The sequence below is a fragment of the Streptomyces sp. NBC_00158 genome (assembly GCF_045160885.1).
Classification (GTDB): Bacteria; Actinomycetota; Actinomycetes; order Streptomycetales; family Streptomycetaceae; genus Streptomyces.
Genome location: NZ_CP108161.1, coordinates 6,695,998 through 6,708,959 on the forward strand (window position 1 = coordinate 6,695,998; position 12,962 = coordinate 6,708,959).

13 protein-coding genes are annotated in these 12,962 nt (G+C 75.5%); 6 read left to right on the forward strand and 7 right to left on the reverse strand.

Annotation, left to right across the window (positions count from 1 at the left end; all coding sequences use genetic code 11):
- Positions 1-198: 198 nt before the first annotated feature.
- Positions 199-1,122: an ADP-ribosylglycohydrolase family protein gene (locus OG553_RS30685; protein ID WP_405982091.1), complete on the reverse strand. Its 924-nt coding sequence runs from the start codon at positions 1,120-1,122 to the stop codon at positions 199-201.
- Positions 1,119-1,715 carry a TetR/AcrR family transcriptional regulator gene (locus OG553_RS30690; RefSeq protein ID WP_405982092.1) on the reverse strand — a complete coding sequence of 199 codons (597 nt, stop codon included), beginning with the start codon at positions 1,713-1,715 and terminating at the stop codon, positions 1,119-1,121. The genes OG553_RS30685 and OG553_RS30690 overlap by 4 nt, the downstream gene beginning before the upstream one ends.
- A gap of 100 nt (positions 1,716-1,815) precedes the next feature.
- Here OG553_RS30690 and OG553_RS30695 point away from each other — a divergent pair, with 100 nt between their 5' ends.
- From OG553_RS30695 to OG553_RS30710, 4 genes are all read left to right on the forward strand, one after another.
- Positions 1,816-2,892, forward strand: coding sequence for an FAD-dependent oxidoreductase (locus OG553_RS30695; protein ID WP_405982093.1), 1,077 nt, complete (start codon positions 1,816-1,818; stop codon positions 2,890-2,892).
- Positions 2,893-3,055: 163 nt separating this feature from the next.
- Positions 3,056-3,571, forward strand: a complete 516-nt coding sequence (locus OG553_RS30700) for a hypothetical protein (protein WP_405982094.1) — start codon at positions 3,056-3,058, stop codon at positions 3,569-3,571.
- 64 nt (positions 3,572-3,635) lie between these two features.
- The gene (lnt, locus tag OG553_RS30705; protein ID WP_405982095.1) at positions 3,636-5,261 is read left to right on the forward strand and encodes an apolipoprotein N-acyltransferase; all 1,626 of its coding nucleotides are present in this window, start codon (positions 3,636-3,638) and stop codon (positions 5,259-5,261) included.
- Positions 5,262-5,298: 37 nt separating this feature from the next.
- Positions 5,299-5,772, forward strand: a complete 474-nt coding sequence (locus OG553_RS30710; protein ID WP_405982096.1) for an NUDIX hydrolase — start codon at positions 5,299-5,301, stop codon at positions 5,770-5,772.
- On the opposite strand, the gene OG553_RS30715 is transcribed toward OG553_RS30710, so the two are convergent.
- Positions 5,769-6,560, reverse strand: a complete 792-nt coding sequence (locus OG553_RS30715; RefSeq protein ID WP_405982097.1) for a trypsin-like serine peptidase — start codon at positions 6,558-6,560, stop codon at positions 5,769-5,771. The two genes, OG553_RS30710 and OG553_RS30715, sit on opposite strands and share 4 nt — an antisense overlap.
- A gap of 239 nt (positions 6,561-6,799) precedes the next feature.
- Between OG553_RS30715 and OG553_RS30720 the strand changes: the two genes are divergently transcribed.
- On the forward strand, positions 6,800-8,089 hold the full coding sequence (locus tag OG553_RS30720) for an ATP-binding protein (RefSeq protein ID WP_405982098.1): 1,290 nt from the start codon (positions 6,800-6,802) through the stop codon (positions 8,087-8,089).
- A gap of 393 nt (positions 8,090-8,482) precedes the next feature.
- On the forward strand, positions 8,483-8,809 hold the full coding sequence (locus tag OG553_RS30725; RefSeq protein ID WP_405982099.1) for a DUF6191 domain-containing protein: 327 nt from the start codon (positions 8,483-8,485) through the stop codon (positions 8,807-8,809).
- Here the strand turns inward: OG553_RS30725 and OG553_RS30730 are convergent.
- The 4 genes from OG553_RS30730 to OG553_RS30745 form a co-directional block, all read right to left on the reverse strand.
- Complete coding sequence (locus OG553_RS30730) at positions 8,787-9,404, reverse strand: hypothetical protein (protein WP_405982100.1); 618 nt, start codon at positions 9,402-9,404, stop codon at positions 8,787-8,789. The genes OG553_RS30725 and OG553_RS30730 overlap by 23 nt on opposite strands.
- Positions 9,401-11,014, reverse strand: a complete 1,614-nt coding sequence (locus OG553_RS30735; protein WP_405982101.1) for a serine/threonine-protein kinase — start codon at positions 11,012-11,014, stop codon at positions 9,401-9,403. Before OG553_RS30735 ends, OG553_RS30730 begins: the two co-directional genes overlap by 4 nt.
- A 129-nt stretch (positions 11,015-11,143) precedes the next feature.
- Positions 11,144-12,400: a Tm-1-like ATP-binding domain-containing protein gene (locus OG553_RS30740; protein WP_405982102.1), complete on the reverse strand. Its 1,257-nt coding sequence runs from the start codon at positions 12,398-12,400 to the stop codon at positions 11,144-11,146.
- A gap of 48 nt (positions 12,401-12,448) precedes the next feature.
- On the reverse strand, positions 12,449-12,940 hold the full coding sequence (locus tag OG553_RS30745; RefSeq protein ID WP_405982103.1) for an NUDIX domain-containing protein: 492 nt from the start codon (positions 12,938-12,940) through the stop codon (positions 12,449-12,451).
- Between the last annotated feature and the right edge of the window lie 22 nt (positions 12,941-12,962).

Sequence of the window (12,962 nt, forward strand, 5' to 3'; positions counted from 1 at the left end):
GCCCGCCCGCTCAGTGGTCGGTGACTCCGGCGAGCCCCGCCGGTCTGCGCCCGGCGCCCCGGGCCGGTGGCCAGCGTCGGACCGGTGCACGCGTGCCCGGCCGTGGCTGAGACCGGTCCGGTGAGGACCGGCCTCCGAAGGGCCGAGCCGGGTTCGGCACACGCGCTCGGGCGCCGCCCGGTGCCCGGCACGCCCCGCTCAGCCCGCCCCCGCGAGGCGGCGGGCCAGGGTGCGGAGGGCTTCGGTGTCGAGGGTCCGGCCGTCGAAGCCGGGCAGCGGTACGTGCAGCGGGGCCGTCCACGCGTCGGGGACCGCCGCCTGCCCGTACACGGCGCCGGCCAGGGTCCCGGTCACCGCGGCGACCGTGTCCGTGTCTCCGCCCAGGTCCACGGCGGCCCGTACGGCCCCGGCGAACCCGTCGGCCGTGCGCAGGGCCCACACCGCCGAGCCCAGGCAGGGCCACACCGCCCCGTTGAACTCGGTCGCCAGGCCGGGGTGCCAGTCGGGGGCGAGGACGCGGGCGTACCGGTCGCGGTGGTCCGGGTGCACCGCGTCCAGCGCCTGCGGGAGCGCGGCCAGCGGATCGCCGCCGTCCAGGGCCACCCGTACGAGTTCGTGCAGCAGGGCGGTGCCCTCCCAGGCGGCGCGGTCCCCGTGGGTGAGGGCCGCGATCCGCCGGGCCGCGTCCATGGACGCCTCGCGCCCGGCGGACGCGAAGTAGACCGCCGAGCCGGCGGCCCGCATCAGGGAACCGTTGCCCGCGGCCCGCGCGTTCACCTGGAAGTGGAGGGCGGCGGCCAGGTCCCAGGGCATGCCGTTGGTCAGCACGTCCTCGGTCTGGAGCCCGATGTCCTTGGGCTGCCCGGCCGCCCAGCGCTGGAACCGGGCGAACACGTCGGGGAGTTCGAGACCGCCGTGCTCCAGCAGGGACTCGGCGACGAGGACGGCCATCTGGGTGTCGTCCGTCGCCTCGCCCGGATCCCAGCCGCCGCCCCCGCGCATCTCCTCGCCCCGCGCGCTGAACTGCCCCGCCGGCCCGAACTCGTACGGGGCTCCCAGCGCGTCCCCCGCGGCCGAGCCCAGTACGGCTCCCTCGGCACGGTCCAGCCGGGTGGGCGTCACGGGGTCTCCGTCCCCTCGGGGCACACGGCCGCCAGCAGGCCGTGCGCGAAGGCGTCGAGGTCGTCGAGCCCGGCCGCGGACAGCGTCTGCGGGGCGCCCGTCAGCAGGTGCGGGATCGCCCCGTGCAGGGCGAGGGTCAAGGCGCGGGTCTGCTCCGGCCCCGCCGGGAGGCCGGCCGCCGCCAGCAGGGCGCGGTGCGCGGCGAAGTCGCCGGAGGCGATCGGGTCCAGCAGGGCGGCCAGCCAGGGCCGCCGGGTGGCTTCGGTCTGGAGTTCCAGGTAGGCGAGCATGCGCGGGCGCCCCGGCCCGGCCACGTTCCGCAGCAGCCCGGCCAGCAGCGCCGCCAGGCCCGCCCGGTCCGAGGGGCCCGGCCCGGCTCCCGCCAGAGCGGCGGCCGCGGCCCGGTACTGCTCCAGGCAGCGCTCGGCCACGGCCCGCAGCAGCGCGTCACGGCTCGGGAAGTAGTTCTTGGCGGTGCCCAGCGGCACTTCGGCGGCGGCGTCGACGGCCCGGTGGGTGAGCCCGCGCCCGCCCGACTCGGCCAGCACCGCGACGGCCGCGTCGCGCAGCCGGTCCCTCCGGTCCTGATTCACCTTGCCAGCATAACCACGGCCGTGGTACCACGGATGAGGTACCACGGCTGTGGTGGTGCGGTTCTGTTCATCCGGCGGATCGAGATCGAGGGGGCACGTCATGGCAGCCGACGACAAGAACGACAGGGGCAGCGGCAGCGGCAACGGCACGGCCGTGGTCGTCGGCGCGGGCGTCGGCGGGCTCGCCACCGCCATCGGGCTCCGCCGCGCCGGCTGGTCCGTACGCGTCCTGGAGGGCCGCACCGCCCTGGAGCGCTACGGCACCGCCTTCGGCATCCACCCCACCGCCCAGTCCGCCCTCGACCGGCTCGGCCTCGGCGAAGCCCTCCGCGCGCGGGCCCTCCCGTACCGCCGGGCCCACATCCGGCGCCCGGACGGCAGGGTGCTCGCCGCCCTCCCCCTCGAACGCGTCGAACGCAAGGCCGGCCGCCCCGAACTGCTCGTCTCCCGGCCCCACCTGATCGACGCTCTGCTCGCCGAACTCGGCCGGCTCGGCGGCGCCGACGTCGAGTACGGGCAGCGGCTCACCGACCCCCGCACCCTCGACGCCGACCTCGTCGTCGGCGCCGACGGCATCAACAGCACCGTCCGCACCACCCACTTCGGCACCCGCAGCGCGGTGCGCGCCGTCGGCACCGTCGCCTGGATCGGCATCGCCGGCTTCGAGACCGGCGTCTACGGCGAGACCTGGGGCGACGGCCGCTTCTTCGGGACGACCCCCGTCGAGCCCGGCCGCACCAACTGGTACGCCGCCGTCCCCGAGGCCACCACCGCCGACGATCTGCGGGCCGCCTTCGAGGGCTGGCACGACCCCGTCCCGCGGGTGCTCGCCGAGACCGACCCCGCCACCTGGATCCGTTACGAGATGCGCCACCTCCACCCGGCGCTGCCCGCCTTCGTCACCGCCTGCCGGATCGCCCTGGTCGGCGACGCCGCCCACGCCATGACCCCCAACCTCGGCCAGGGCGCCTGCACCGCCCTCCTCGACGCCGAGGCCCTCACCCGCGCCGTCGCCGCCCACGGCCGTACGGGCCTGCCCGCGGCCCTGCGCGCCTACGACGCGGAGCGCCGCCGCAGCGCGCAGCGGGTGGCCCTCGGCTCCAGGAGCCTGCACCGCTTCGTCACCACCCGCCGCCCGGCCCTCCGCGACGCCCTGATCGGCCTCCTCCCCGCCTAGGCCGTCTCTTTCGGATCTTGCCGCGGGCTCAACCGGCAAGATCGGAAAGAGACGGCCTAGTTTGAGTGCGACCGGCGGGGGCAGGCGCCAGCCCTGCGAGGGCGATGCGCCGACTGGCGCAGAGGTGGTGGCACGGATGCGGAACGTGGGTACGCTGCTGCTCATGACGGGTCACCCCCCAGGCCCCCTCTGGACGGGCCGGGCTTCCAACCGTGCGCAGTGGCTGCTGGCCGCGGCCGGTGCGGCCTGCCTGGCGCTGGGGGTGGAGCTGGCCGTCGACAACTCGTGGGCCGGCGGATACGTTCCGCTGCTGATGTCCGTGATCGGCTGCCTGGCCGTCGGGCTGCTGATCCTCTACGGCACCCTCGCCTTCGTGCACGTGGCGGTCACCGTCGACGCCGAAGCCCTGGAGGTGCGCTGCGGCCACATCGGACTGCCCCGCCGCAAGATCCGCCTCGCGGAGGTCGCCTCCGCCGAGTTCCGCCCCCGCATCACCCCCCAGCAGTGGGGCGGCTGGGGCTACCGCTGGCGGCCCGAGAAGGGCACCGCCGTCATCGTCCGGCGCGGCGAGGGGGTGGAGCTGAGGCTCGGCGACGGCAAGCTGTTCACGGTCACCGTCGACGACGCCGAGAACGCCGTCCGGGTCATCCGCGCCCACCTGCGCGCCCTCGCCCGGTAGCACGCCGGGGGTGTCCGGCGCCTCCTTACCGGCCCTTGGGGTGCGGGGACGTACACTCCGCCAGATGAGCAGCAGTGTCACCCGCGCCGCCGAGAGCGAGCCCTCGCAGCCCGCCGGACGAGCAGCGGCGGTCGCCCCGTCCGAAGCCGCCGCCTCCCCGCGACCGGGGGAGCACAAGGCCGCGTGGCTGGTGCGCTCCGCGCTGGCCGGAGCCGCCGGGGTGCTGCTCTACCTCAGCTTCCCGCCCCGCCCCCTGTGGTGGCTGGCCCCCTTCGCCCTAGCCCTGCTCGCCGGCTGCCTGCGCGGCCGCCGGGCCCGGGCCGGCTTCGGCCTCGGCTTCCTCTTCGGCCTCGGGTTCCTGCTGCCGCTCCTCGTGTGGACCAGCGAGGGCGTCGGCCCGGTCCCCTGGATCGCCCTCGTCACCCTCGAAGCCCTCCTCATCGGCCTGACCTGCCTCGGCATCGCCCTCGTCAGCCGGCTGCCCGGATGGCCCCTGTGGGCCGCCGCCGTCTGGATCGCGGGCGAGGCCCTGCGCGCCCGCGCCCCCTTCGGCGGTTTCTCCTGGGGCAAGCTCGCCTTCGGACAGGCCGACGGCGTCTTCACCCCGCTCGCCGCCGTCGGCGGCACCCCGCTGCTCTCCTTCGGCGTCGCCCTGTGCGGCTTCGGCCTCTACGAGGTCCTGCGCACCTCCCGCCGCGACCCCCGGCGCGGCGCCGCCGCCCTCGCCGCCCTCGCCGTCGCCGCCCCGGTCGGCGCGGGCCTCGCGGCCCGCCCGCTGGTCTCCGACGCCGCCGAGGACGGCACGGCCGTGGCCGCCGTCATCCAGGGCAACGTGCCGCGCGCCGGGTTCGACTTCAACGCCCAGCGCCGTCAGGTCCTCGACAACCACGCCAACCGCACGATCCGGCTCGCCGAGGACGTCAAGGCCGGCCGCGTCCCCAAGCCGGACTTCGTCCTGTGGCCGGAGAACTCCTCCGACATCGACCCCTTCACCCAGCCCGACGCCCACGCCGTCATCGACAACGCCGTCAAGGCCGTCGGCGTGCCCGTCGCCATCGGCTCCGTGCTGGCCCCCGAGACCGGGCCGCTGCGCAACACGATGATCCTGTGGGACCCGGTCAAGGGCCCCACCGACACCTACGACAAGCGCAAGATCCAGCCCTTCGGCGAGCGCATCCCCATGCGCTCCTTCGTCCGGCTCTTCAGCTCCGACGTGGACCGCGTCCGCCGCGACTTCGGGCCCGGCAAGGAGCCCGGCGTCTTCGACATGGCGGGCACCGGCGTCGGCATGGTCACCTGCTACGAGGCCGCCTTCGACGACGCCGTCCGCTCCACCGTGCGGGCCGGCGCCCAGGTCATCGCGGTCCCCAGCAACAACGCCACCTTCGGCCGGACCCAGATGACCTACCAGCAGCTGGCCATGGACCGGATCCGCGCCGTCGAGCACAGCCGGACCGTCCTCGTCCCCGTCACCAGCGGCGTCAGCGCCGTCATCCAGCCCGACGGGAAGGTGACGCAGCAGACGCGGATGTTCACCGCCGACGCCCTCGTAGCCGAGATCCCGCTGCGCTCCGGGCAGACCCCGGCCACCCGCCTCGGCCCGCTGCCCGAGTACGCGCTGCTCCTCGTCGCGGCCGGCGGGCTCGGCCTGGTGGCGGCCCGCCGGGTTCGCGCCCGCCGGGCCGCATGACGACGGCGGCCCCGACCGGGCCCCTTAGGGTCAGGCCATGACCACACCCGAGTACATCCGCGAGATCAGGGAGAGCGGCGCGGGCCACCGGCTGCTCCTGCTGCCCGGCGTCACCGCCGTCGTCGTCGACGACCTGGGCCGGCTGCTGCTCGGGCGCCGGGCCGACAACGGGAAGTGGTCCCTGGTCGGCGGGATCGCCGAGCCGGGGGAGCAGCCCGCCGAGACGGCCGTGCGCGAGGTGTACGAGGAGACGGCCGTGCGGTGCGCCCCCGAGCGGGTCGTCCTCGTCCAGATGCTCGAACCCATCACCTACCAGAACGGTGACGTCTGCCAGTTCCAGGACATCACCTTCCGCTGCCGCGCCACCGGCGGCGAGCCCCGCTCCGCCGACGGGGAGCTGCTGGAGGTCGCCTGGTTCGCACCGGACGCCCTGCCGCCGCTGGAGGCCTTCGCCCTGGAGCGCATCCGGCTCTCCATGACGGACGAACCGACCTGGTTCGAGGCCCCTTAGGACGCGCCCGCCGCCTCGCGGTACAGCTCCAGCGCCGCGGCGCCCATGACCGCGCTGTAGGAGACGTCCGCGACCGTGCCGCCGCCCTCGTGGCCGCCCAGCACCCCCGCCAGCGCGCCGCCCGCCAGCCAGGGGCTGCCACTGGTGCCGCCGCTCAGGTCCGGGCAGTCGATCCGGCGCTGCGTCGCGGAGAACAGGCCCGTCGCGTTCGAGCAGCGCAGCGGCGCCTCCTCGGAGCTGGGGTAGCCGACCACGGTCACCGTCACGTCCCCCGGCTGCGCGGCGGCGGCCACCGGGAAGCCGCCGACCACGTCCTCCACGTTCCGCGTCTGCGCGCCGTTCACCGGGGCGACCGTCGCGAAGGCGATGTCCGCGTCCGGATCCTCCCCGAGGGTCCAGGCCGGGTCCGTGTACACCTCCGTCACCCGCCACAGCCCGTACGGGGCCCCGCCGTCCCGGTAGCCCGGGGCGAAGACCGTGCCGTCCGGGTGGCCCAGGCAGTGCGCGGCGGTGGCGATCACGTCGCGGCCGGCACTGCGCACCACCGAGGCGGTGCAGAAGTGCCCGCCGTCCGTGCCGCCCGCGAACAGCGCGCCCACCCGGGCCGCCGTGTCGTCGGCGTCCGCCCGCACCGTCACGCCGAGCGGCGGCAGCGCCTGCGCCTCGGGGAGGTCCAGGCCCAGCAGGGCGGCCATCGAGGTCAGCGCGAGCAGGATCCGCGCCGCCCGCCGGGCGCGGGCACGGGAGCGGAGGCGGCCGGCCGGTCGGGGAAGGGTGCGAAGGATCATGCGTCCGAGCCTCCCCGTCGAAACTGTGCCCGGAGCCCGGTGTTCCGTATGAATCCGCTGTGAATGTGTCGGAACCCCCGAAGACCGCCCGGTCCCCGACGGCCGGTTTCGGCGGAACGCACCGGTCTATGGACGCCGCGGCGGAGTTCCGGCCCGGCTGTTGTGCACCGCGGTGCGTGATCGCCGGGCCCGCCCGCCCCTAGCCTCGCCGCAGGAGCACGAACGAGGGGCGGTACCGAGTGAACTGGCTCATCCACGACTACCGCGAGAGCGATCTCGCGGCGGTGGTCCATCTCATAGACACCACGGCCGAACTGGGCCAGGAGTCCGTCTTCTCGCTCGCCGAGTGCATCAGCGCGCTGACCGACCGGCAGCCCTGCGTCGTCGCCGTCCACCAGGGCGTCCCCATCGGCGCGGCCCTCGCCTGCGTCACCGGCGAGCGGGCCTGGGTGATGCGCATCGCGATCGCCTCCGGCTGGCGCGGCCGGGGCCTGGCCAGCGCCCTCCTCGTCGAGCTGGAGCGGCGCCTGATCGCCGCACGCGTCGGCCGGATCGCCTACGTCCTGCCCGAGGAGGACCTGCTCGGCGAGGGCCTGCTCAACGCCGGGTACACCCGGCAGCCCGCCGTCGCCTACTTCGAGAAGACCGAGCCCCTGCACGGGCCGGCGGCGGGCCTCCTCGACGACCTCGGCGGCCGCTTCCTCCCCAACGACCTGTGGGCCAAGGTCGCCGGCATGGAGAAGGAGAAGGAGCTCATCGAACGGCGCGTGGTCCTCCCGCTCGCCGAACCGGAGCGGGCCGCCGCGCACGGGGTCCGGCCGCCGCGCGCGATCACCCTCTTCGGGCCGCCCGGCACCGGCAAGACCACCTTCGCCCGCGCCATCGCCTCCCGGCTGGGCTGGCCCTTCGTCGAGCTGCTGCCCTCCCGCCTCGCCGACGAGGGCAACCTCGCCGCCGCGCTGCGCGTCGCCTTCGCCCGGATCGCCGAGCTGGAGCGGGTCCTCGTCTTCATCGACGAGGTCGAGGAGATCGCGCCCGTGCGCACCGAGCCCGCCCAGCCGGGCGGCATCCACGGCGTGACGAACGAGCTGCTCAAGCTGATCCCCGGCCTCCGCGAGGGCGACGAACGGCTGCTGGTCTGCGCCACCAACTCCATCCGCTCCCTCGACCCGGCCTTCCTGCGGCCCGGCCGCTTCGACTACCTGATCCCCATCGGCACCCCCGACGCCGGGGCGCGCGCCGCGATCTGGTCGCGCTACACGGCCGGGCGGACCGGCGTGGACGTGGCGGCCCTGGTGGCGGCGACCGAGCTGTTCACCCCGGCCGACATCGAGCACGCCGCCCGGACCGCCGCGCAGGTGTCCTTCGAACGGGACCTGGAGGCGGTGGGCGCGCGCGGCGCGTCGGCCGCGCAGCTCGGCGCCACCACGGAGGACTACCTGGCGGCCGTGGCGCAGTGCCGGCCGACGGTCACCCCGGCGATGACCGGCGAGTTCCACGCCGACATCACCGCCCACGCGCGCTTCTAGGAGCGCCCACGAGACCTCCGGACGGGACACCGTCCGGACCGGGAGCCGTCCGGCGCCGTCCCGCCGGCCGCTCCCCACAGGCACCGTCCCCCGGTTGCGGCGGGGGACGGGAACGCGAAACGGCCCGCGGCCGCTCCCCAAAGCGGCCGCGGGCCTCCCGCGCGGACTCGGCATCCGTGCGGGACGGCCGCGTTCCGTTGGGGTGTCGCATGCTGGAACGCGGCACGCAGGGGTGCCTGAGGGCGTCCTGCACGCCCTCGTCTACGTCTTCGAGTGAACCAGCGCGGCCCATACCCGGTCTTCGGCCGGACGGCCACACGCGCCCCGGCCGGAAGTACGGCCGCGGGTCCCCGCCCCTGGGGGCCGAAGGACCCGGTGGGTTGCGGTCGGGCCATGGGATTCGTCGTCTTCATGACCCTGCCGGGACTGGCGCTCCTGCTCACCGCGATGGCCTTCCTGGACCTCGCGCTGGTGCGCGCCGGCCGTGCCGGGCTGCTGCCCTGGCGGTGGAACGGCCGCCAGGGGCAGATCTCCTCCACCGGCTTCGAGCAGCTCCACGCCAGCTTCTCGCCCGGCAAGCAGAACGAGCTGAAGGAACGCCAGAGCGCCCTCGTCATGCGCGACGACGAGGAGGACGGCGCCCCGCCGCACTCCCGCGTCGACCTCGCCGGCGGACGTGCCGTGATCAGGCTCCGCGCTACCGGGGGCACCGGTAGGTGAACTCGGCCGCCGCCGTCCGCTCGACCGGCGAGACCAGCTGGAGCTCGGCCCGCGCCGGGTAGCTGCCCGTGCCCTGGAAGGTCCACAGCAGGTGCAGCGTGGCCTCCTTCCGCCCGGCGGGGACCCGCTCCGTGAGCTCCTCCGACCGGGTGCCGTCGCTGCGGACCCAGCGGTAGGTGAGGGTTCCGGGGCGCCCGTTGGTGCGTACGACGGCCACCACATCGGCGGCCGCCCCGCACTCGGGACCCCGCGGGTCGGTGGACACGGCGACCTCCCGCACCTCGACGGCCGGCCCGAACCGCTGCCACGCCAGGTAGCCGAGCACCGCGGCCAGCACCACCACCGCCAGCGTGTACCGCCGCCAGCCCCCGCCGCGCCGCGCGGCCGGCCGCGGCCCGGGGACGGGGCCGGGCACCACGGGGAACGGCGGTGCCATGGCCGCCGTCACCCCCGGCCCGAACCGCAGCACGGAACCCTCGACCCGGTCGGGCGCGGCGTCCGCGGGCGGCGGCGGGCCGCTGAACCAGTGGCTGCCGAGCACGGTGGCGCTGTACTCGTCGTCGGCGGGGTCCTGCGGGACACGGGGATCGCTCATCGCGGGACCTCCTGGTCCTGGCAGCGGTACAGCAGTGCGGAGGCGGAGGCCGAGCCGTTCGCGGCGGCGGGCTTGGTGGTGACCCGCACCCCGCCGTAGCAGCCGTGGCCCCGGCTGAAGGTGTGGGACTGGACCACGGTGGCCGCGGAGCCGGCTGCGACGGTGAGGGTTTCGGAGCCGTCGGCGTAGGAGTACGCCCCCTGCGAGCCCCCGAGGAACCATTCCACGGTGACGGTGACCGGGCCGCTGCCCTGGGCGGACAGGGAGACGGTCGCGTCGCCCCGGTAGACCCCGGGCTTGAGCGAGACGTCGAGCTTGGTGACCCGCAGCGTGGGCGACGGCGTCGGGGTCGGCGAGTGGCTGACCGTCGGTTTGGGGGTCGGGCTCGGGCTCGCCGAGGGGCTCCAGCTCGGGGAGGGGGAGTGCGTGGGCGTGGGGGAGTGCGAGGGGCTCGGCGAGGACGACGGAGAGGGGCTCGGCGAGGCGGACGCCGAGTGCGAGACGGACGGCCCGGGCGCGGGCGACGCGGGTCCCGGCGTGACCGGGCCCGTCGTGGCCAGGTCGCTGAGCGCGGAGGCCCCCGGCGGGGTGCCGGCGCCCGCGTCCGTCGTGAGCACCAGCACCGCCCCCAGGACCAGCGCCAGCCCCGTCGCCAGCCAGCCGCCGCGCCCCGGCGCCCAGCCGGAGCCGCCGCCGATCGAGGTGCTGGCCACCGCCGTGGTGCCCGCCGCCGCACCGGCCGCCGACGGGAACAGCAGCGGCAGCAGGGCCGCCAGCGCGGCGAGCTTGCGCTGCCCGCGCTCCTCCCACTGGGGCCCGTACGCGGCCACCGCCACCGCTTCCAGCTCGGCCACGAACGCCTCGGCGTTCTCCGGGCGCTGCTCCGGCCGCTTGGCCAGACCCCGCCGGATCAGGGGGCGCACCGGTTCGGGGGCCTCGGTCTCCGGGACCGGGGCCTCGATGTGCTGGACGGCGAGCTCGGCGAAGCTCGCCCCGTCGTACGGTTTGCGGCCCGTCAGGAACTCGAAGAAGGTCGCGGTCGCCGCGTACACGTCGGCCGTCGGCGAGGCCGGCTGCCCCTGCCACTGCTCGGGCGCCATGTAGGCGGGGGTGCCCGCCACCCCGGGAGTGGTGCCGCGGCCCGCCGCGATCCCGAAGTCCACCAGCTTGGAGGAGCCGTCGGGCGTGACCAGTACGTTCTCCGGCTTGTAGTCCCGGTGCACCACGCCCGCCCGGTGGGCGGCGGCCAGCCCGAGCAGGGAGCCCTTCAGCACCACCAGCGCGGCCTCGGCGTCCGCCCGCCCGGTCTCGCGCAGCACGGCGCGCAGGGAGATCCCGTCGACCAGCTCCATCACGATCGCCGCGCCGGAGGGGGCCTCGACGTACTCGTACAGGCCCACCACGTACGGGGACACCAGCCCGCCCAGCAGCCTGGCCTCCGCGCGGAACTCCCGGACGAAGGCCGGGTCCTCGCGCATCCGGTCGCTGAGGTACTTCACCGCGACGGCCGTGCCCGTGGCGTCGTGGAGCGCGAGCACGACCCGGCCGCTGCCGCCCGCGCCGAGCTCACGCACCTCGGTGTAACCGGGTACCGTCCAGCCGTTGCCCATCACGCGCCCCCGTCCGTGGCGTCACCGGCCGCCCGCGGGCGGCCGGCCGGTCGTCCCCCGACCGGCCACCTGCTGGGACACTTTTCCGCCACGGCCGGTTCCCAATCCGGCACGCGTCTCGCATACCGGTCAGGCCGCGGCCGACACCGCCCCGATCATCGCGTGCAGCCGGTCGGCGGCCGCCCGCCCGAAGGACGGGTCGTTGATGTGGGTGTCGTAGTCGTAGAGCCGGGCCGCACTGCCCCGCAGCCCGTCGCGCAGCGCCGAGAACAGCGCCAGGTCGGCACGCGGGTCGTGGTACGGCCCGCCCGGCGCGCCGAGCGTGGACAGCCCGCGCAGCGGGACGCAGACCGCCGTCGGCCCGGTCGCCGCGCGCAGCTTCGCCGCGACCCGCCGGCCCAGTTCGGCGCATTCCGACTCGGTCGTACGGATGACCGTGATCGAGGGGTTGTGGACGCGGACCCGGCGGTAGCGGGCCCGCTCGGGCAGGGTCTCCAGCGGCCCGAACTTCACCATGTCCAGCGCCCCCAGGCTCACCACCTGCGGCACCCCGGCCCGCCCGGCCGCGCTGAGCCGGTCGGGGCCGGCGGTCAGGATGCCCCCGCACAGGTCGTCGGCGAGCTCGCTCAGGGTGAGGTCCAGCACCCCCGCGAACACCCCCTGCCCGGCGAGGGTCTCCAGGGTGCGGCCGCCCGCGCCGCTGACGTGGAAGACCAGGACCTCGTACCCCAGCTCCTCAAGCCGCTCCCGGGCCGCGTCCACGCCGATGGTGGTCACCCCGGCCATGCTCGCCGCGACCAGCGGCCGCGAGCCCGAGCCCAGCCGGGCCGGCCGGCTGCGGTCCAGCGCGGCGCGCGCGTACCCCTTCGCCATCCCGGCGACGGCCTCGGCGGCGTTGGCCAGCACCGGGGCCGAGACGCTGTTCATCCCGGCGATGTCCACCACGCTGTACATCATGGTGATGTCCGCCGAGCCCACGTACGGGGACACGTCCCCGGACGCCATCGAGGAGACCATCACCTTCGGCACGCCCAGGGGCAGCGCCCGCATCGCCCGGGTCGCGATGGAGGTGCCGCCGCTGCCCCCGATCGCGAGGACGCCGTGCAGCCGGCCCTCGGCGTGCAGGCGTAACAGGGTCGCCTCGGCGCCCCGGGCCATCGTGGTGACGGCCGCGCCCCGGTCGGCGGCCGCACGCAGTTCCGACAGTTCCGTGCCCGCCGCCCGCGCCACCGCTTCGCGGGGCACGTCGGCGGGCACTCGGGGTTCTCCCATGATCCCCGTGTCCACCAGCACCACTTCGACGCCGGCGCGCAGCAGCCTCTCGCGCAGCCAGCCGTACTCGACACCCTTGGTGTCCAGGGTTCCCACCAGCACGACGTTCGTCATATGTGCAATGTCCATGCAGGTGGGGTTTGTTGGCAAGTAAAGGTCAGGTCAATCCGCCAATAGCACCAACAAACGTTCCAGGAACGGAATTTGACCGACAATCAGCTTGTTTCGTGCGATCGGGGGCGTGAACCAGGCCACCCGGTCCAGCTCGGGGAACTCCCGCTCGGTCCCCGAGTGCGGGGGCCACTCCATCGTGAAGGTGCCCGGCACCGTCAGCGCCGGGTCCAGGTCCGCCTCCACCGCCCAGATGGTCACGAGCTTCCCGCTGTTCAGCCGCACGTCGCCCAGCGGCAGGTAGTCCCCCTCCGGCGGGGGCACCCCCAGCTCCTCCGTGAACTCCCTGCGGGCCGCGTCGCGGGGCGCCTCGTCCGGCCCGTACTCGCCCTTCGGGATCGCCCAGCCCCCGGCGTCCCGCCCGGCCCACAGCGGACCGCCCATGTGGCCGAGCAGCACTTCCACCCCCTGCTCCGCCGTCCGGCGGAACAACAGCAGGCCGGCGCTCTGCCTGTACCTCTTCGATTCCGTCACGGGGGCCATACATGCCCCGCCGGAGCCCCGC